The sequence below is a fragment of the Zoogloea oryzae genome, from assembly GCF_030161255.1.
Classification (GTDB): domain Bacteria; phylum Pseudomonadota; class Gammaproteobacteria; order Burkholderiales; family Rhodocyclaceae; genus Zoogloea; species Zoogloea oryzae.
In genome coordinates, this window is record NZ_BSPX01000007.1 from 19,427 (window position 1) to 39,952 (window position 20,526).

Here is a 20,526-nt window from a genome sequence, read left to right on the forward strand (position 1 = left end):
TATTTGTAAAGGCTTGTCTCACTTCTCCCAAGAGGAAAAGGTGCGGCGCATGGGCGTAAAATATGAGGTCTCTGGCTCATACCCGACCACAGCCGCGGAATCATAATCCGTCGGTGCCGAGTTCGACTCTCGGGGGGCGCCAAATTTGAAAAAGCCCACCTTTCGGGGTTGGCTTTTTCGTAGATTTCGTCATGTCGTCAGGGCCGCGCCTCATTTTTTCCGATCCTGAGCGTCTTGCTTTGTCTCGTTGGACCGAGCACTGACCCTGCCCTCCAGCTCAGCAACTGTCGCAGCGAGTCGCTGCATTTCATTCCTGAACGACTGATTTTCAGTCTGGTTTGAGGTTCCACGCTCGTTCGATGTCTTCAGCTCGCTCAGCACTGCTGCTTGCCATTTGTCTCCAGAATCGTTGTTGGAAAGGTCTTGAACGAAGGAGGCCCCGGCCAGTAGGGCTGAAACAAGCACAGACCCAACGGCGATCCAAAGTTGAATTTTGGTGGTCCGCTTTGCGTCCGCATCCCGTTCATCGAGCTTTTCCAGCATCGTGCTTGCCGCATCAGCAAGCTCCTGAAGCGTCTTGGCTGACTTGGCCGATGTTTCTGCAGTCAGCCTCAGCATCTCACGGTCTTCGGCTCTTTCCTCCGCTATCCGTGCGGTGTGCTCAGCCATGTGGTTGCTGAACACTATCGATTTGGTTTCAAAAGCTGGGTCAAGATTTTTTTGTATTGTACTTGCCTTGGTCAGGCGTTCCAGTTGCCGCCAGCTATCACCAAGCTCCAAGCTGCTCTTTCGCACCTGATCGAAGATGCTCCGTGTCGAGCCCAAGGCGGATTCGATGATCTTGCGCCTCTGCTTCACCTGCTCCTCAATTTCATGCCGAAGCAGCCTGTCCAGGTAAGCCGTTGCAGCTTCTCCAGGCTTCCGAGCAACGGGGGCTCGATCTATCGAACCTTCCCGTGTCTCCCGGAATGCACTCGACAAGGCATAGGCCTCTGCAAGCGTTTCAATTTCGTCGTCCGACAGCTGTTCTAGCTGCTCCGCAGTAATCGCCACACGCTCTTTGTCGAGCGAGATATCCGCTGACAAGCTTGCGATGCAAGGCAGATAGCCTCGAATGCGCTCAGTGGAAGGTTGATCAGGCAGCTTGGCGTACTCACTGACATCAGACACCCGCAGAGGGAATAGAAAAATTGGCCCAATCGACGTATCGGCTTCCGCAACATGTTTGAAGCGGATGCTGAGGTCCAGCCCCTTTTTTTGGGGCTGGTCAGCATTCGATCCTTCTTTGCAGGTGTCCTCCGTCACTTCACCAGCTCCATCAGCTTGCCGAAGCTGTTCACCACGTCGTACTTCACGTTCTCAGGCGCGTATTTCTTGTTGATCTCGTCGAAGAATTTACGGGCACAGTCGATCTTTGTTTGCTCTATCGGCGTGAGATTCATCGACGACATGGAGCCCTTGGTTTCCGCCACGAAGTACACATGCTTGACGGCCCCTTCTTTGAAGGAAATGGCCCAGTCCGGGTTGTAGTCACCCACAGGGGTCGGGATCAGAAAGCCACGCGGCAGCTTGGCGTAAACGACCACATCGGTGCAGGTGTCCAGCTCCTTCACGAACTCACGTTCGATGTTGGAATCAGTCAGCACAAAGTCGTAGATGTGGCGCTGGAGCTTGTCCCCGGCCTTGCTGAAGTCCTGTTTGGTCTGCCCAGCCGTGAAGATGTCCAGGTCGAACTGCTCGGCCACGGGATCGTAGGTGAGGTGCTCGATGATCACCGTCGCCTTCTGCTCGTTGATCAGCCGGACGGCTTCGGTAATGAAGTGCTCGGGGTTGTATTTGAACTGAGCAAACACGGCCACGTTGATGCCGCGCAGGATGTCCGCCACGGTACGCCGCGTGAGCTGCGTACCTTCGGCCAGTTTGCCAATCAGGTCGTACTTCACGGCCGAATGGATCGAATGGGTGTTCCGCTCGGTTTCCGTGACCTTCAGGACGAAAGCGTCGCCATTCCTGATGCCGTCGTAAGTGACCTGTGCAGACTGCTCGCCACGCTGGATCGTGTACTGCAATGGCGCCACGTGCAGATGTTCATCCAAGGCCTTGACTGCCTTGGCGACAAGCTCATTGGAATCAAACTGAACGGTGTAGGCGGCCTTGCGGTTGATCCTGGCCCAAAGCGCCTTGAACTCCTGTTTCTCGAAGTTGGCGTTGGGCTCCAGCTTCTTCGCTTTGCGGCCATCCTCGGGCTGCATGATCTGGCTTTCGCTGAACACACTGTCGATCAGCTGGAAAACCTGCTCGGCATGAGGCAGCAGTTCGTCCGGCAACGCCGCCAGCGTGCCGTCCTTCCTGGCCTGATGGTATTTCTCGGTGATGTTGCGCTTCTTGTCGACGTAGCCGCTTTGGATCAGGTAGAACTCGATGTCCGTCGCCTGATCGTCGGAAACCGTGATCGGACCTTCCGTGGTGTTGAGAACCTTGCCGGTGAAGTAAGCCTTGTCAGCGATACGTGGGCGAGCTGACAGCGATTCGCTGATGTCCTTTTGCAGGGCTGCCACAAAGTCCTTGTAGCTCTCGCTCGCCACCACGGTCAGCACGTTGATGTCGTGGACGATGGAGGGGTGATCCATCCGATCGCCATGCTGGTTCACCGACAAGCGCAGACCACGCCCCACTTCCTGACGGCGGGAAATCGTGTTGTCACTGTGCTTGAGGGCGCAGATGACAAACACGTTCGGATTGTCCCAGCCTTCACGCAGGGCCGAATGCGAGAAGATGAACCGTACCGGCTCGCTCAGGGACAGCAGGCGCTCCTTATCCTTCAAAATCAGGTCATAGGCGTCCACATCGTCGGCTTCGGTGGCCTTCTTGCTCATCTCCGGGTCGACCAACTTCTTGGTCTTCTTGTCGATCGAGAAATAGCCGCTGTGGGTCTTCTCAACGGCAATACCCTTTAGGTGCTTGATGTAGGCCGTTTCGTCCAGGTCCAGCACTTCGTTAAGGTAGAGCTGGTATTCCTCTTCGAACACACGGGCGTACTCGCCCTTTTCATCGGCTGCAGTGTAGTCACGGTACTTGGCGACTTCGTCGATGAAGAACAGGGTCAGCACCTTGATGCCCTGCTGGAACAGCGCTTGTTCCTTGTCGAAGTGCGCCTTGATCGCCTCCCGAATCTGGATGCGGCGCAGCGCGGCTTCGTTTACGTCGCCATCTGCCTCGCCTACCTGCAGCTCGACACCGTTGGTGAAGCTCAAAGTGTCGGTGATGGCGTTGATGTCGGACACCACATAGCCACGGTACTGGACCAGCTCGTTCGACAACACAAAGAGGTTGTCACCCCTGGATAGCTTCTTGACTACGGGCTTAATGATCCCGCTCTCGAACTTCCGCTCGAACTCTACACGCACCTCGGGTGGCTTCTTGGTAAAAACGTCGATGCCTTGCACGTAGAGATAGGCGTTGGTACCCGCCAAGCCTTTGACCGAGATCCCACGCACGGCAATTTTCTTGACAAGCTTCTGGTTGTAGGCATCCAGGGCGTCCAGCCGGTGGACCTTGTTGTGTGTAGTCTTGTGGGTGGCCGAGTAGCGCAGCACCATCAATGGCTTGAAATTGGCCAGCGAATCCAGTGTCTTGCCGCCTTCCATCTTCTGGGGTTCGTCCAGGATGAGGATGGGCCGATTGGCGCTGATCACGTTAATCGGCTTACGCGTGTGGAAACCATCCAGCTCTTCGTAGATGCGGCGGGCGTCCTTGCCCGTTGCATTGAAGGCTTGCACGTTAATCACCATCACGTTGATGCCCGCATCGGACGAAAAGCTCTCCAGATGGTGCAGCGCCTTGGAGTTGTAGATAAAGAAGCGAGCCTTCTTCTGGTACGTCTCCAGGAAATGATCTGCCGTGATTTCCAGCGACTTCGCCACCCCTTCACGAATGGCGATGCTGGGCACCACGATAATGAACTTGCTCCAACCGTACTGCTTGTTCAGCTCGAAGATCGTCTTAATATAGCAGTAGGTCTTGCCCGTGCCGGTTTCCATCTCGATATCGAGATTGAGCTTGCTAACCTTGGTCTTAACCAACTCAGCAGATACCGGCAGATTCTGCAAGCGCTGCACCTGCTGGATATTGTCCAGTAGTGCAGACTCGGACAAGGTTACGTCGGCATTGCGGAAAGCAGCCTCCTGGTCGGCGACTGCTTCCACTTCGAGATCGAGAGCAGATTGAGGGCTCGCCGGTGCCGCCTTCTTCACGCCGGGGTCCAGGCGATAGCGAACCCCGCCATGCTGTGGTGTTTGTCCCTTGAAGCAATCCACTACTGCCTGCACGGCAGCTGTTTGGTAAGGCTGTGTCTTGAATTTAAGTTTCATCGCCTACCCCTTAGATGCATTTCACTTCGGTGGACGGCGAGAGCGACTTGAAAATCTGTTCCACATTGATCTTGACGGCACTGTCCTTGAAGCCCGCATCGCGGAACATCACGCGCAACGGCTGATGCTTCGCCAGCTCCTTGACGAAGCCTTCATCGATGCCACTGTGGGCATCGAAGCAAGCGACCAGTGCATTGCCATCGACGAAAAAGACTTCTTTTCCTTGGATGGTTTGCTTGATGATAGACAAAGACAAATCGACGCCCCAATCCAACATTACTTGGAACAACAGGTCTTCAGGAGTGCGATCAGGCTTGATGTTGTCAACGAACATATCGAGGTTGGAGTTCTCCAACGCATCGGGTGAATAGAAGATGTCGGCCATGTTCGATGAATCAATCTTCAACGCTCGAAAGCCGATGTCCCCGGCACCGATGACGCCGCCAGAGGTGATCTTCTTGCCGACCTCTCGCAGACGCTTTTTCGTGATGTCGGCAATCGTCGCGTAGCCCGTACGCCCTGTTTCCTCGGGAATCTGTACCAGGATGAATCGTCGTTTGGACCCGTGCGCCTGATTCACTTTCATGACCGCATGCCCTGTACTGCCTGAACCAGCAAAGAAGTCAAGAATGATGTCGTTGGGCTTGGTGACCAGCTCGATCAACTCGGTTAGGACATCGGTGTTCTTCGGGAAAGGAAACCAGCCTTTGCCGACAAGCTCTTCAACTTCCAGCGTCGCAGAACGTCCGTCCCGATAGAACACGGACGAGTATGGCTCGCTGTCGATTTCAAACAGGTAGCTTTTGCGGGTCGGGATCGTCGTCTCGTCAGGCCCAAAGTGAATGCGTGGAGGGGTCTGCGCAAGAGCCCATTTGGTCTTTTCCTCGTCCCACCGCCAACCTGTTGACGGCTTCTTGCACGACTTGCCGGTGACTGGGTGCAGGATGTCGTGGCGTGGCCGAGACTCACGGCCGTCATCCGGACCTGCAAAGTCAGCGGCGAAGTACAGCCCGCGGTCATCAGACCAGTTGTAGTGCTTGTGGGCCTTGCGAGGATCGTCGCTCGGAAGCTGCTTGTACCAAGCCTGCATTTCTGCCCGGATAGCCTCGTGGTTGGTTCCCAGGCTGGCTCGCAGCTCTGCATACTTTGCCAGCACTTGATCGGCACCTTCCTTCGGACGGCGCCAGGGTCCATTGACGAGTACCGAGTCCTTGTCACGGACGTAGCAGAGGATGTACTCGTGGACTTTGGCGATCAGCTTTGAATCGCCCTTCTTGGACCGCTGCCAGACAATCTGGCCCACGAAGTTTTCTTCCCCAAAGACTTCGTCGCATATCTTGCGAAGGTTATCGGCCTCGTTGTCGTCGATTGAGATCAGGATCGCGCCGTCGTCTCGCAGCAGATTGCGTGCGAGCTTCAATCGCGGGTAGATCATGCTCAGCCAGTCAGAGTGAAAGCGACCGTTTGCCTCGGTGTTGGCGACCAAACGACCGCCTTCTGAATCGGTTTGACTGGACTGCTGCAGGTAGTCACCAACGTCGGTGCTGAAGTCGTCCTTGTAGATGAAATCTTTTCCGGTGTTGTACGGAGGGTCGATATAGACCAGCTTGACCTTTCCAAGGTAGGTCTCTTGCAGTAGCTTCAGTGCGTCCAGGTTGTCGCCTTCGATGAAGAGGTTCCTGGTAGAGTCGTAGTCGACGCTTTCGTTGCGGCTGGGTCGCAGCGTCTTGGCAATCGGCGCATTGGCCGTCAGCAGGGCTTCCCGCTTGCCCGGCCAATTCAGGTGATAGCGTTCCTGCGGCCCTTCAACGACTGATCCCGATAGCTCTTGTCGCAGCTGATCAAAATCCACGGCCAACTTCACGCTTCCGTCTTCGGATTTTGCCTCGGTCACGCAACCGGGAAACAGCTCACGAAGGCGAGCGATGTTGTCCTGCGTCAGATCAGGCGAATGCATTTTCAGTTTTTCCATATCAATTCTCTTGAACCGGTTTTGGCAGTTTGCCGGATTGTTTTTCGATTTTCTTTTCGTCCGACTTCACTCGCCGCTCCAGCTTTTTGATGTCTTCTTCTGCGGGTAGTTGTTCGGGCTTGATGCCGCGTTGACCGAGCATGTCGCGCACGCTCTGGTTATTCTGTACATGCTCACGGGTAATGGCGCGCTCACCCTGCAAGTCAGCCTGCATGACGTTGTGGTTGGTCATTTCCGTGGCCAGGTTCTTGGCCGCAATGGTGAGCGTGGGCAGAAAATCCGCCAGGGGGCGTGTCTGCACAATGCCGTATTTGTTCTTCATCATTTGCGTGGTGTTGCCGCCGAACAAGGCTGAATCGCCTTGTGCACGGATTCGGCCAAATCCGGCGTCGTCGACGCCTCGCTCGTAGATGTTTTGCGAGAGGGTTTTCTCCGACTCACGTAAGCGGTCACGCGCTTCCAGCCTCGCCTGCAGGCGCATGCGGTCTTCGATCAGCTCCTGCTTGCGCGTCTGCACGGCGAAATAGCTCTGGGCGAAGGCGATGGCCTGCTTGCGCGGATCACCGTTCTGGGCGACGAGGTAGCAGGCGTAGCGGGTCAGCATGAAATCGTCCACCGACCGCTCTGCGCCGCTGCCGAGCCTGACCATTTTCGTGACGCCACGAAAATGGTCAGATTCGTCATAACCCGTTGATTTGCAAGATTCAATCGCTCGCCTGATGGCGGTGATGAAGTTCTCCCAGCGGGCATAACCCAAAGCTTCCATGAGGTCGCGCGCAAACCAGAACTCGATGCCTTCATCCGGCAGGCGCTGACTGAGTTCGTCAAAGCGGGCGGTAAGCTGTGGAACGATCGCATCGCTCATACGGTAAGCTCCTGAAGTTCGTTGTTCAGCTGTCGCAAAATGGCGTTGATCTCTACTTTGCGATTAAATTGCTTTTCCTTCGCCAGCCTTGCGCGTACCTTCTCGATTTCGCGCTGTTTGGCCTTCACGCCCTCCAGGCGTTCGACCAAGGCGGTAAAGCTTTCGTGGTCACGGAGGGACAGCGGAATCAGCCTTTGTAGCAAGGCCTCGTAGAGCCCTGCCAGGTCCAGCACCATGGGCATATCACCGCGCGGGTTGTTGGCTGGTATCCAAGCCGTCGAAAAATAGTCGCCGAGCACCCATCTGCTGGCATCCGCCTCGCTGGGCCGCTTGTGGGCAGCGATGACCTTGATCTTTCCCCCGTACTCCAGTTCAAAGACGATGGGAAACTGCACGGCACCGTCGATGCACTTCAGTACATCCACGGATAGTTCGCCCGTTTTCAGCACGATGCGAAAAACCTGTACTTCCGGCACGCCGGGCCTGGCGGGGAGGTTGATGGTTTCTGGCGCAAGCTTGTACTGCCACACAATCTGTTCGACCTGCTCTACGAACAGATCCTTCAGGCGTGTGTTGGCCCCGCTGTGCTCGTAAATTTTGTTCTTGGGCAGTACGCGCCCGAACGTGGCTTGCCTGGGGTAGTTGATCAGCGCTGGATGCGGGGCTGGAGATTCGCTCATGCGGCCTCCTGAATCACAAGGAAGGTGATGAGTTCGAAGTCTTCCAGGCCGCCGATGGTATTGGTCAGGGCGGTGGTCTTGCCGCCGCTGAAGAGGCTGTCCAGGTCCTTCTCTTCCTTCACCGCGATCATCGAGCTGATGGCCTTGCTCAACAGCTCCGAGTAGCTTTCCATGTTCCTTCCATCGCTCGTTTCCTTATTGAAGGATTGGCAGGCGATGGGAATGGGTTCTGTGTGACCCTTGCAGCCGCTGCGCACGAGGTCCAGCAGGCGCTTGACTTCCGTGTGATCATTGATGACAGTGCCGTCGCACCCGATGTAAACGAGGTAGTACGGGTGCAGCCGGTTGTGCTGATTGACGTTGACCTCGGGGTTGCGGTTGCGCAAGGCAAAGATCACCCCCGGCTCCAGACCCAAGGCAGGATTTGCAGGCACGGCGGCGTGCATACCGTTAGGTACATGGCTGGGTTCGCCATGTGCCTTCACGTAGTTCAGCAAGTCCATGCGGAAGTCGTTGAGCCCGAGATCGGTGATCGATACGCCGGTTTTGAGGTCTTCCAGCTCGATCACTTCTTCCTGCAGGCGGCGCAGCTGTTCCTTGCGGTAGGTGACATCGTTGGCCTGCGCGGAAAGCACGTTGTCGTCGCCGGTCGCCGTCACGTCGGCAATCATCATCCGGTTCTCAACCCGCTCTTTCAGATTGATGTATTCGTCGAGCGAGATGTCGGGCCAGTAGTTCACCAACTGGATGCTGGCATTGGGCGAGCCAATGCGGTCTACACGCCCGAAGCGCTGAATGATGCGGACCGGGTTCCAGTGGATGTCGTAATTGATCAGGTAGTCGCAGTCCTGAAGGTTCTGGCCTTCGGATATGCAGTCCGTACCGACCAACAAGTCGATCTCTGCGGGCTCTTGTGGGAGAACAAGCGCTTTCTCTTTCGAGCGTGGCGAGAAAAGCGTCAAAAGTTCCTGGAAGTCGTAGCTCTTCTTGAGCGTGGACTTGGGGGCGCCGCTTCCCGTGACTTTGGCACTGTGGAGTTGCCGTTGCGCCAGCAGCTCCGGCGCAAGGTTGGCGTAGAGGTAATCGGCGGTGTCGGCGAAAGCCGTAAAGATTATGATTTTCTTGTTGCCGGGGTTGATCGGGCTGGCGATCTTGTCGAGCACCTGCGCTTTCAGGTGCTGCAGTTTTGCGTCGTCCTCGGGGGTGATCTTGTCCATCGAGGCCAGCAGGTCATCGATGATCTGCAGATCAACGCTCAGATCATGCTCCCAGGAGGGCAAGTCCATGTCGGCCAGGCTGATCTTGACCTTGCCACCAATCTCCCCACCGTTCAGGATCGACAGATCGTCATCCTCGGCGTCCAGGTTTTCCAGGACTTCGGAGAGGTCGGCTACCTCAGAAGAACCAGCGGCGACACCTCCACCTTCATTGAAGCTGCGGATGGTTGCCAGTGTGTTGGCGTGATTGCCACGCAGGGATCGCAAGGTCAGCCGGAACGATTCGATCGAGCTTTCCAGACGCTTGAGCAGGTTTGTGGTCATCAGTGCCTGCAGGCCCTTCTCGCGACCGTACAGGCTGAGGTTTTCCTTCTTGTCACCCGACTGGGCGTTGTAAAGGTCGATGTACTTCCTGACCCGGCTTTGAAGGATGTAGGCTGCTGGCGTATAGACGCAGAGCTTCAGCAGTGAAAGCTGCTCGAAAATCTCGTTGAAACCCAACACGTCCGAGCGCTGGGTAAGCGGGCAATGGAAGGAAAGCGGCTTGCGGCGCTCGGGGAATTGGCCGATGTCCTTCGTGTCGTAGAAGGTCTGGATGTGCCTTCGTGAGCGTGCGATGGTCACGCTGTCCAGCAGTTCGAAAAAATCAAAATCCAGTGAGTCCAGAATGGCGCGGGCTGTGCGCTCCTCTGGCGGCAGCTTTGACCATACGGTGAAGGCGGCCTGTGCGCCTCGGAAGATATCCTCCACGCTCTTGCTGGTTTTAAGCAGTCTGCTGAGGTTTTCCGATTCGCCTTCGTAGGCCAAGGCCAACTGGTTGCGCAGATCGTTGAAGCGGTTGTTAACCGGGGTGGCCGAGAGCATCAGCACTTTGGTCTTGACGCCTTCCCGGATGACCTTGTTCATCAGCTTCTGGTATCTCGTCTCCTTGTCCTTGTAGGCATCGTTGTTGCGGAAGTTGTGCGACTCATCGATGACCACGAGGTCGTAGTTGCCCCAGTTGATGCGGTTGAGCGGTGTGCCAAACGATTCACCGCTGGTGCGACTCAGATCGGTATGGCACAGCACGTCGTAGCTGAACCGATCCTTGGCGAAGATGTTCGTCTTCAGGTTGCGGTTGTAGTTGAGCCAGTTATCCGCGAGCTTCTTCGGGCAAAGAACCAACACTGAACGGTTGCGCAGTTCGTAATACTTGATCACCGCCAGCGCCGTGAAGGTCTTGCCCAAGCCCACGCTGTCGGCCAGGATGCAGCCGCTGTAGGTTTCGAGCTTGTTGATGATGCCGGTGGCCGCATCCTTCTGGTAATTGAATAGCTTCTGCCAGATCTGTGTGTCCTGGTAGCCCGTGCGATCGTTGGGCAGTACGTCCTCGTCAATGTCGTCGAGGAACTCGCTGAAGATGTTGTAGAGCATCAGGAAGTAGATGCTCTCGGGTGAATTCTCCTGATAGACAGAGGCGATGTGATCGCAGATCTGCTGCGTTACATCCTCCAACCTTTCGGGGTTGTTCCAGATCTGGTCGAACAGGCTAAGGTAGGTTGCGGCAAAAGTCGGCTCGTTCATCTTGTTCACGAGGTTCGACACTGCGTTGCCTTGCTGGTATCCCAGATCGACGGCCGTAAAGCCATGCAGCGGCATGTAGGCAGTGTTGTCGCTGCCGCCAGCCTTAGACTGCACGCATGCGAATTGCTGCATGGGAGCCTTCGTCCGGTTGCTCTTGAACCGGGCCTTGCGACGCATCCAGTCGGCGCACTCCTTGGCAATCGCACGCTGGGTAAGTTTGTTACGCAACTGAATTTCAAACTCACTGCCGTACAGGCTTCGCTCTCGATCGACCTTGGGGATGTGGAATTCCCGGCGTTCTTTGCGGATCTTGTCGGTCACTTCATCGGCGACGAAAGTGGGTGAGGTGAAGATGAAATTCAGCTCCTCTATCTTCTCCAGTTCGGGCTTCAGTGCCTCAAACGCATACATCGAAAAACAGGAGGCGGCGATCTTCAATCGCGCTCCGGGCTTGAGGGTTTGCTTCAGGTCGTCACCGAGAAGGCGACTGATGTTGTCAATGAGCTCCATCGCGTCCCTTTTTCATTTCCGTGAACCGCTCGTCCACCTTCAAGCCATGCTTGTGCGCGTTGTTCAGGGCCAATACTTCCATCATTGATGCGATGGAGCGGCGTCCTTTTCTGCACTCATCCGCGGTAGTTGCTTGATGTCCGCCAAGGTGCGGATGGACAGGGTTTCGTCCTTTGGGCGCTGTGAGTGAGCTCATCCTGGGTTTTGCGCTCTTTGGGGGCTGAAGATGATCTCGTAGAAGACGCACATCTCGGTCAAGTCGTGCAGAACGCCTGAGCAATGAGGTCCTAGATCAGTCATCTCGGCGTCTCTACGCTGGAAGCGGTGCTCTAGGAGGTTCGCTTCCTTGCTAGGCTCTAACCCACAGTCCAAGCGGCGAAGGATGAACATCGGGAGGATGACGTCGCGGTACTTGCCGCGCACGAAGACATCCCTGAGGCAGTCGTCCGCGATGGACCAGATGAAACTGACGATCTTGTTGTGCGCTGTGTGATCCATGAGAAGACCGATATGCGTTGCGAGTCTAAAGCCCGCCAAGGATACCGCAGCGTATGGATACTGGCCGAGAGGGAGTGAGGGACAAAGCCCACTCGGGGGCTTACTTGGCTGCTTTCTTCCCCGCCTGGAGCATGGCTTCCGTTGCTTTCTCGACTGAATCCCGCACAGGGTCCATGTCCAAGCGTGCGTAAATTGTCGTGGTGAGGTGGCTCTTGTGGTTCAGGCTCTTGCCGATCACCGTGAGCGATGCGCCCGTTTTCGCCTGCCAACTGCCAAGCGTGCGGCGAAGGTCGTGGATTCGCAGGTTCTGGAGTCCCGCGCGTTCAAGCACGCGCTCCCAGCCCTTTCGCGGCTCGACCAGATGTCCGGTCTTGCCTGTGCCCGGAAAGACAAATTCGGCTTCCGATGCGGTTGAGTTGGCTTTACGTTCCTTGAGGATTCGTAGCACTTCGCCCGTCAGGGGGACGTTCTGCGGTGTGTTGTTCTTCGTGTTGGGGACTCTCCAAACGCCTTCCGAAAGGCTGACTTCGTCCCACCGCATGGCCAGGACGTTGGCACGCCTTGCGCCGGTAAGAAGGGCGACGAGAAAGAAGTCACGGAGCATCGGGTTCGTCTCTTCTTCAAGGGCGGCAAAAAATCTTGGCAGCTCGTCGGTCTGAAGGAAGCGATCCCTGCTCTTCTCAGGATTGCGCCGAATTCCCAAGGCGGGGTTGACCTGCGTGATACCCCACTCCACGCCGCGCCCGAAGATAGACGACACGAGAGCCAGCACCCGGTTTGCCACCGCCGGATGCCCATCGCGCGTGATGTCGGAATGGATTGTAGCTATCTGCTGGCGCGTGACCTGAGAGAGTCGCTTCGACCCCAAGGGCTTCAAGAGGTACTGGGTGTAGCGCTGTTCGTCTTCATTCGCGGTGGCCTTACGCGGTCGGGCATGACGCTCCATGTACTGCTGGAACAAATCCCCGAAGGTGTGTTCTGCCCTCAAAGCTCGCTTCGTCTCGGCTGGGTTGGCCCCTGACGCAATCGTTGCGAGCACCTTCGCTGCCTCCTTGCGTGCAAGCTCGACCGTGAGTTCAGGGAAGCGGCCGAGGGTGATCCGCTCCGGCTGTCCGCACTTGGTTCGCTTGAAAATGCAGAACGTCTTAACGCCTGACGACGTTACGCGCAGCCTGAGTCCAGGTGTCTTCGAGTCCTGGTACTCGACCCTGGCCCCGGCGGCGGGAAGGGGTAGCGCTTCAAGAGCAGTCTTGGTGAAGTTCAGCGTGGCGGTCATCGTTTCGTCCCCGGTCGAATGCGTGAGCAATCATACTACGGGGTAACGCTGGGGTTACATTGTGGGGCGAAAATGAGGTATGGAGGTCAATCTTGTTGGGGTGATTGCCGAGTGTAAGTGACTGATAAAAAGGTTTATTGTGTATTGTGATCAGTCTGGGTGTGGTGTAGAGCAGCGGATTGAAAATCCGCGTGTCCGTGGTTCGATTCCGCGACTGGCCACCAAGAAATGCCAAGTAAAAACGCCGATCCATGTGGTCGGCGTTTTTACGTTCACGCGAGTCAAACTCCGCGGGCCGGGGCATTGTCGGGTCCGACCTTTTTTGCGAGCGAGGATCTTGTCAGGAGATCGGTTTTGTGCTTGACAAAGCGATCAAATTAATTTATACTTAATATAACTTAAAGCTTCGGGGGTGAGGGCGGTTCGAATCCGTCGCTGCTGAACCGATCTGCTGTCCTTTTTGTGATCTGTTGGATTCTCACGCTGGTTGTTGGTGAGTTCTCGGTTGTTCAAACAGTTATCTCAAGTTTAGTGAAGGGAGCAGGTATGGATAATATTATTACTTTTTCGGCAGTCATGTTCGCAGTAGGTAAAGCAGTTGTAGGTACTCTGGCAGCAGTAACAGCGGGTCTTGCAGCGAACGGTGTCTCCTCTCACCTACATCAATAAGCCCTCGAACTGAGGGCTTTTTTTTGATCAACTCTGGTTTGCTCCCACCTTTGGCTCCTTGCGCGTCAAAGGTGGCGTCTGTTGCCCGAGGTTGTCACTTGGCTGGCACTGGGCAGCCGCCAAACCATGCCAGAAGGTTAAGATGTCGCCCTTTGGTTCTAGGTGACACGGCGGTGGCAGAAGCAGACAACGGGATCGACCTCTTCCTCAAGCGCTGGAGCGCCGCTGGCGGCAGCGAGCGTGCGAACTACCAGCTCTTTCTGACCGAGCTGTGCGCGTTGCTTGGCCTGCCCACGCCCGACCCCGCAGGCGACGACACCCGCGACAACGCCTACGTGTTCGAGCGCCGCGTCGTCATCCGCCAGCCTGACGGCACCAGCAACAACGGCTTCATCGACCTCTACCGCCGCGGCTCCTTCGTGCTGGAGGCGAAGCAGACCGGCAAGACCCTCGACACCAGCGGCTGGGACAAGGCGATGCTGCGCGCCCACAACCAGGCCGACCAGTACGTCCGCGCGCTGCCCGCCGACGAGGGACGCCCGCCCTTCATCCTCGTCGTGGACGTCGGCCGCAACATCGAGCTCTACGCCGAGTTCAGCCGCTCCGGCGCCACCTACACGCCGTTCCCCGACCCCCAGAGCCACCGCATCCGGCTGGAAGACCTGCGCAAGGAAGACGTCCGCCAGCGCCTGCGCGCGGTCTGGCTCGACCCCCTGACCCTCGACCCCTCGCGCCAGTCTGCGCGGGTCACCCGCCAGATCGCCGACCAGCTCGCGTCGCTGGCGAAGTCCCTGGAGGCCGCAGACCACCCCGCCGAGAAGGTCGCCAGCTTCCTGATGCGGGCGCTTTTCACGATGTTCGCGGAGGACGTCGGCCTGCTGCCCGACCGAGCTTTCACGCAGTTGCTGGAGCGCCTGCAGACCAAGCCCGCCAACTTCGCGCCGATGCTCGAAAGCCTGTGGCAGAGCATGAACGCAGGCGGCTTTTCGCCGATCCTCGAAGAGAAGGTACTGCGCTTCAACGGCGGTCTCTTCGCCGACGCCAGCGCCATCCCGCTCGACCGCGACCAGCTTGAGCTACTGCTGAACGCCTCGCGGGCCGACTGGCGCTTCGTGGAGCCGGCGATCTTCGGCACCCTGCTCGAACGCGCCCTCGACCCGCGCGAGCGCCACAAGTTGGGCGCCCACTACACCCCGCGTGCCTACGTCGAACGTCTTGTGCTGCCCACCGTCGTTGAGCCCCTGCGGGCCGAGTGGCGCGAGGTGCAGGTCGCAGCGCTCGCCTACGAGCAGCAGGGCAAGCACAAGGAGGCCGTGGAGGAAGTGCGGGCTTTCCACCGCAACCTGTGCGAATTGCGTGTGCTTGACCCGGCTTGCGGCAGCGGCAACTTCCTCTACGTCACCCTGGAGCACCTGAAGCGCCTCGAAGGCGAAGTGCTCAACCTGCTGCACGACCTGGGCGAATCCCAAGGTTTGCTGGCCCTGGAAGGGGTCACGGTGGACCCGCACCAGTTCCTCGGCCTCGAGATCAACCCGCGGGCAGCGCGCATCGCCGAACTCGTGCTGTGGATCGGCTACCTGCAGTGGCACTTCCGCACCCACGGCAGCGTGAACCCGCCGGAGCCGGTGCTGCGCGACTTCAAGAACATCGAGAACCGAGATGCCCTCATTGCGTACGATGGCGTCGAGGTGGTCACGGGCGACGACGGCAAGCCGCTGACGTGCTGGGATGGCGTGACCTACAAGGTTAGCCCGGTGACCGGCGAGCCCGTTCCGGACGAGGCCGCCCGGGTCGAGCAGGTGCGCTACCTCAACTCCCGCAAGGCCGAGTGGCCGAAGGCGGACTACATCGTGGGCAATCCGCCGTTCATCGGTGCGGCCACCATGCGCCGCGCCCTTGGGGACGGTTACGTGGACGCGGTGCGCGGCACCTGGAAGCAAGTGCCCGAGTCGGCCGACTTTGTCATGTACTGGTGGCACATGGCTGGTGACGCGGTGCGTGCCGGGCAAGCCCAGCGCTTCGGTTTCATCACCACCAACAGCATCCGCCAGACGTTTAACCGACGTGTGGTGCAGGCCCAACTCGACGCCAAGCCGCCGCTGTCGTTGGCCTTCGCGATCCCCGATCACCCCTGGGTGGATGCCGCAGACGGGGCGGCGGTGCGTATTGCGATGACAGTTGGGCAGGCTGGTGTCGAGGAAGGGCGTCGTTTAACGGTAACGGACGAGACGGAAACGCGGCAGGACGAAGTCGAGGTGACCCTGCAGGAGCGCCGCGGGCGGATTTTCGCTGACCTGACGATCGGTGCGGACATTGCCAGCGCGCGAGCGCTCAAGGCCAACGCGGGCGTAAGTTCGCCCGGAGTGAAGCTGCATGGGGCTGGCTTCATTGTCACGCCTGCCGAGGGGCTGCAACTTGGGTTAGGTGTTGTGCCGGGCCTTGATCAACACATTCGTGAGTACCGCAATGGCCGAGACCTTACCAACCGGCCGCGCGGAGTCATGGTGATTGACTTTTATGGGCTATCGGCTGAAAGGGTTAGAGCGGAGTACCCAGCTGCGTACCAGTGGGTGCTAGAACGGGTGAAACCGGAGCGCGACCAGAACAACCGAGCGACTTACCGCGAGAATTGGTGGCTGTTCGGCGAGGCCCGCAAGGACTGGAGGGTTATGGCGCATGGCGCGGCACGCTACATCTCCACGGTTGAAACGTCGAAGCATCGGCTCTTCCAGTTTCTTGACGCCGATATTCTGCCGGACAACAAGCTAATCAACCTTGCAGTTCAAGACGCAGTTGTACTGGGCGTACTGAGCAGCCGTCTGCATGTTCTCTGGTCGTTCAGGGCCGGTAGTTGGCTCGGAGTGGGCAACGACTCGGTTTACGTCAAGACGATGTGCTTGGAGAAGTTCCCTTTCCCGCGGCCCACCAACACCCAGGCTGACGGCATCCGCCAGCTCGCCGAGCAGATCGACGCCCACCGCAAGCGCCAGCAGGCCGCCCACGCCGACGTGACACTGACGGGCATGTACAACGTCCTCGAAAAGCTGCGCAGCGGCGAGGCGCTGACCGCCAAGGAAAAGCTCATCCACGAGCACGGGCTGGTGTCGGTGCTGCGCGAGCTGCACGACGAGCTGGATCGCGCGGTGTTCGCCGCCTACGGCTGGGACGATCTGGCCGCCAAGCTCGTGGGCAAGCCCGGCGCCACCACGCCGCTACCGGACAAGCCCGACGAGCAGGCGGAGGCTGAGGAAGAACTGCTTTTCCGCCTTGTCGCCCTCAATGCCACCCGCGCAGCGGAAGAAGCCAAGGGACAGGTGCGCTGGCTGCGGCCGGACTACCAGAACCCCGCCCACGGCGCAGGCACGGTCAGCCCGGTGGAGCAGGTCGAGATCGAGGTGGGCGAGGAAGAGGCCGCGCCCCCCGACGCCAAGGCCAAGCCGGTCGGCAAGGCCGCGTGGCCGAAGAGCATGCGCGAGCAGGTCGCCGCCGTGCTCGCCAGCCTGCAGGGCGGCGCGCGTTCCGCCGAGGCCATCGCGACGCAGTTCAAGCGCTCGCCCACGGTCAGCGTTCAGTCGGTGCTGGGGGCGCTGGAAGAGTTGGGTCGGGTGCAGCAGGAGGCCGGTCTGTTCCGCCTGACAGCCGGAGGGATGTAGCGTTCCTGCAGCCTCGGCCGGGGCATGAGGCAGACCAAGACCCCCAACGGCCGCGATGCCGTTCGGGGTTCTTGCTGTCAGGAGATCGTCAAGGGCGTGTCGCTGCCCGGCTCCGTCAGGACGACGACACGCGCACGTCCTGGCGCCGACCACACCAGCACCAGCCCGTGCCCCCTGAGCAGGCGCAGCGCATCGCCGCAGGCGTCCCGCGACAGCGACCACAAGGCCATGTGTCGGCGGGTCACCCTGACGTCTGGCCTGCCCCGGTGCGCAGCGAGCCAGGCGAGAAGGACTGCAACGTGGAGCGCCTTCGACCGCCCCGCGATCTGGACGACAGCCTGCAGCCAGTCGAAACGGACTGGTCCGGTGGTCGTGGGGGGCGAAGTGAAGGTGCGCAAGGAGAGGTCGAGGTCAGGCGGGAACATGGTCGGGCTACCGGAGGGGAAGACAATGGCCTGTTGCCGACAGGGGTGGCTGCCAGCCGCCCCCCGGCGGAGGTCTGGGAAAACTGGGGTGAGAGGGGAAAGCCCAGGCGTGCCAACGCGTGGCCGGCGCAGGTGCAGGGGGAAGTGGTGGGGGAGCGCGGTAGCCCGGTGGGGGAAAGCCGACCCCGAGTGCGCCGGAGGTCGCGGCGCGGCGCAGCCCCGCGCGACGACGTCGCTGTACGGCCCTCCACGAACCGGCGGCCGCGCGTCGTGTCGTTCCCGCGGTGCAGTCTCTTCCCGCCACGGCAGACAGGCGGTTTTTCGCCTCGTCTAGCCCGCTTGCCCGGTGCAGGTGATCCGACCCCAGGCGTCGGTGGGGGATCGCCCTTGTTGCGCCTTTTACGCGCAGCGGCGGGGGTAGTTGCGACTCCAGCGGCGGGACGGCGAGTCGTGCCGAGAAAAAAATCCAGCGCGAACCCCCGAACGGCTGTGGGGCCGTTCGGGGTTCTTGTTGCCGCAGGGGTGGTCAGGCCGCCTTGTCTTCCTCGTCACCCGCCGCCTGCCGCACGGCCGCGGTGACGACCGCGCCGACCTTGCCCACGACCCGTTTACGTCCGGCGTCTGCTAGATGAGCATATCTCATTGTCATAGCGCTGGAGCTGTGGCCAAGCAGGTCCTGCACCTCGTAGAGGGTCGCGCCGGCATTGACCGCGAGGCTCGCGAACGAGTGGCGCAGGTCGTGGATGCGCAGGTGCTCGACCCCGGCGGCAGCCAGCACCCGGCAGAAGGTCTTGCGCGGGTTGTTGAGCGGCTTGTCGCCGAAGCGTCCCGGGAAGACCCACGGCGAGGTGCCGAGGCTGGACTGCGAGGTGAGCAGCGCCTTGGCCTCGTCCGACAAGGCGATGTAGCGCCCTCGGCCGCTCTTGGTTTTGGGCAGCCACCACTGACCGCCATGAAGATCAACGTGCTCCCAGCGGGCCTGCAGGACTTCCTCGCGCCGAGCCCCTGAGTACAGGGCCAGCTTCAGCGCCGACACGGCGGTCTGGTTCGGCTCGGCCTCCATCGCTGCGAAGAGGCGGCCGATCTCGTCGGACGTCAGGAAGCGCTGGCGCTGGTTTTCCTCGCGGAACGCCTTGACGCCCGCGGCCGGGTTGCGGTCCACCCGGCCCCACTCCAGCGCCTTGCGGAAGGTCGCCGAGATGAGGGCGAGGTGGCGGTTGGCCGTGCCCGCGCTGTGGCTCTGGCGCATCGCCGCGTGGTGCATCTGCACGTCGCGGGTGCCGATGTCGCACAGGCGCAGGGCGCCCCACTTGGGTTCGAGGTGGAGCCGGAACTTCGACTCGTCGTCGTGGGCAGAGCCGGGCTTGGCCTGGTAGGCGTAGGGGAGGTACTCCTGGCGCACGAACTCGCGGAACGTCGGCATCGCCTTCACGCGGTCGCGGTCTTCCAGCGGGTCACCGCCGCGATCGACGATGGCGCGCATCTCCAGCGCGAGCCGGCGGGCTTCGGCCACGTCGATGGCCGGGAAGGTGCCCAGCGGTGCGTAGCGCTTGCGCCCGCCCACGGTCTGGTACCTGAAGGCGAAGCGCTTGCTGCCGGTGCCGACGATCATCTTCAGGCCGGCGACGGTCTGGTCGGAGTACTCGGTCGCCTTGGAGGCCGAGTTCGGGTCGTGGGTGGCCAGGGCGTGGAGGTTGCGGTTGGTGAAGACGAATTTCTTCTGGGTCATGGTGGGCCTCTTTGAAGACGGGAAAAAAGAAAGCCGCGCCCGGCAGGGAACCGGGGCGGCTGGTGGAGGCGGGTGGCGCACGGCCGAACTCGCTACGGGGCTGTTTGGAAGTCGTCTTTTTTTCGCTAAGTCGGCACGCGGACTGATGAAACCGGCCGCAATGGCACACGCCGCTCAAGGCAAGGGATGCGGCTGGAAAGCGCCGCGCCGTTGAAATCCGCGTGTCCGGCGCCAGCGCAGCTACGCGGGTGTGGCCGAAACCCGGGCCGAGGCTGGCGATGGCTCAAGGACGAGGCCTGTTCCCGGTGCAGGCCAGACGGCCGCCCGGTCGATTGCCGGTTCTCGCTGCAGAACTCGGCGCCGGACGACGCCGGCAGGCGGGCTACGGGAAGAGCGCCAGCACTGCGAGGCCGCCGAACTGGCTGTGCAGCGTGTTCGCGAGATCGACCTCGACGACTTCGCCGGCCCCTCGGGCGGCCAGCACGCGGCGGGCGGCGATCTCGTTGCCGGACAGCAGCCACTGGGTGGCGCCGCCGACTTCGACCTGCAGCAGGCGGACGTCCGGCGAGCCGGGGAAGCCGTAACGGGCCAAGGTCTGCACGAGGGCCTGCCGCTCGGCTTCCAGGCGGGGCAGCTTGGCGTCGAACTCGAGGATGCCGGCGCGCTCCTCGAAGGCTTCTCGGCGGTCGTCGTCCAGTTGCTGGACGAGGCGGGCGACCCCCGCGTCGAGGGGAACGGGATAGCGTGAGGCGGGCATGGTCAGTACTCGCTGGGCAGCAGAAAGGTCGTCACCGACCGGTCCGCATCGGTGATGACCCACACTGTCTGGTCGCCCACGGGGTAGCTGGAGAGGACGTAGCCACCCTCGCTCAAGGCTGTCTCGTTGGCCTGGGCATCGTTGGCCGACACCTGGCCCCAGTCGCCGGACAGATGCTTGGCCAGCAGGGGGGCGAAAGCGACGTTGTGCTCGCGCAGGAGGGCGCTGGCGCCGGGTGTGGTGACGACCGTGCCAGAGGGAAAGCGACAGGAAGAAGACATCTCGGGCTCCAAAAAGAAGAACGCCCAAGACAGGGAGGTCTTGGGCGTCGGCGGGGAAGGG

General features: G+C 59.9%; 13 protein-coding genes. 1 reads left to right on the forward strand and 12 read right to left on the reverse strand.

Annotation, left to right across the window (positions count from 1 at the left end; genetic code table 11):
* Positions 1 to 210: 210 nt before the first annotated feature.
* From QQK25_RS04140 to QQK25_RS04175, 8 genes are all read right to left on the reverse strand, one after another.
* Entirely contained in the window at positions 211 to 1,305 is a 1,095-nt protein-coding gene (locus QQK25_RS04140) for a hypothetical protein (RefSeq protein ID WP_284186801.1), read from the reverse strand.
* Positions 1,302 to 4,370: a type III restriction-modification system endonuclease gene (locus tag QQK25_RS04145; RefSeq protein WP_284186802.1), complete on the reverse strand. Its 3,069-nt coding sequence runs from the start codon at positions 4,368 to 4,370 to the stop codon at positions 1,302 to 1,304. The genes QQK25_RS04140 and QQK25_RS04145 overlap by 4 nt, the downstream gene beginning before the upstream one ends.
* 10 nt (positions 4,371 to 4,380) lie before the next feature.
* Positions 4,381 to 6,342 (reverse strand): site-specific DNA-methyltransferase, encoded by a 1,962-nt coding sequence (locus tag QQK25_RS04150; protein ID WP_284186803.1) that lies wholly within the window; start codon positions 6,340 to 6,342, stop codon positions 4,381 to 4,383.
* 1 nt (position 6,343) lies between these two features.
* Positions 6,344 to 7,207: a DNA damage-inducible protein D gene (gene dinD, locus QQK25_RS04155; protein ID WP_284186804.1), complete on the reverse strand. Its 864-nt coding sequence runs from the start codon at positions 7,205 to 7,207 to the stop codon at positions 6,344 to 6,346.
* Complete coding sequence (locus tag QQK25_RS04160; protein WP_284186805.1) at positions 7,204 to 7,887, reverse strand: DUF4391 domain-containing protein; 684 nt, start codon at positions 7,885 to 7,887, stop codon at positions 7,204 to 7,206. Before QQK25_RS04160 ends, dinD begins: the two co-directional genes overlap by 4 nt.
* Complete coding sequence (locus QQK25_RS04165) at positions 7,884 to 11,177, reverse strand: helicase-related protein (RefSeq protein ID WP_284186806.1); 3,294 nt, start codon at positions 11,175 to 11,177, stop codon at positions 7,884 to 7,886. Before QQK25_RS04165 ends, QQK25_RS04160 begins: the two co-directional genes overlap by 4 nt.
* Before the next feature lie 192 nt (positions 11,178 to 11,369).
* Positions 11,370 to 11,675: a type I restriction-modification system subunit M N-terminal domain-containing protein gene (locus QQK25_RS04170; RefSeq protein WP_284186807.1), complete on the reverse strand. Its 306-nt coding sequence runs from the start codon at positions 11,673 to 11,675 to the stop codon at positions 11,370 to 11,372.
* Between the two features lie 100 nt (positions 11,676 to 11,775).
* Positions 11,776 to 12,951 (reverse strand): tyrosine-type recombinase/integrase, encoded by a 1,176-nt coding sequence (locus QQK25_RS04175; protein WP_284186808.1) that lies wholly within the window; start codon positions 12,949 to 12,951, stop codon positions 11,776 to 11,778.
* A gap of 842 nt (positions 12,952 to 13,793) precedes the next feature.
* On the opposite strand from QQK25_RS04175, the gene QQK25_RS04180 reads away from it, so the two are divergent.
* Positions 13,794 to 17,273 carry a class I SAM-dependent DNA methyltransferase gene (locus tag QQK25_RS04180; protein WP_284186809.1) on the forward strand — a complete coding sequence of 1,160 codons (3,480 nt, stop codon included), beginning with the start codon at positions 13,794 to 13,796 and terminating at the stop codon, positions 17,271 to 17,273.
* A 77-nt stretch (positions 17,274 to 17,350) separates the two neighbouring features.
* On the opposite strand, the gene QQK25_RS04185 is transcribed toward QQK25_RS04180, so the two are convergent.
* From QQK25_RS04185 to QQK25_RS04200, 4 genes are all read right to left on the reverse strand, one after another.
* Positions 17,351 to 17,518: a hypothetical protein gene (locus tag QQK25_RS04185; RefSeq protein WP_284186810.1), complete on the reverse strand. Its 168-nt coding sequence runs from the start codon at positions 17,516 to 17,518 to the stop codon at positions 17,351 to 17,353.
* A gap of 706 nt (positions 17,519 to 18,224) precedes the next feature.
* Positions 18,225 to 19,427: a tyrosine-type recombinase/integrase gene (locus QQK25_RS04190; protein ID WP_284186811.1), complete on the reverse strand. Its 1,203-nt coding sequence runs from the start codon at positions 19,425 to 19,427 to the stop codon at positions 18,225 to 18,227.
* A gap of 382 nt (positions 19,428 to 19,809) precedes the next feature.
* Positions 19,810 to 20,184, reverse strand: coding sequence for a hypothetical protein (locus tag QQK25_RS04195; protein WP_284186812.1), 375 nt, complete (start codon positions 20,182 to 20,184; stop codon positions 19,810 to 19,812).
* 2 nt (positions 20,185 to 20,186) lie between these two features.
* A complete protein-coding gene (locus tag QQK25_RS04200) occupies positions 20,187 to 20,465 on the reverse strand; it encodes a hypothetical protein (RefSeq protein WP_284186813.1) in 279 nt (92 codons plus the stop codon).
* Positions 20,466 to 20,526: the final 61 nt, after the last annotated feature.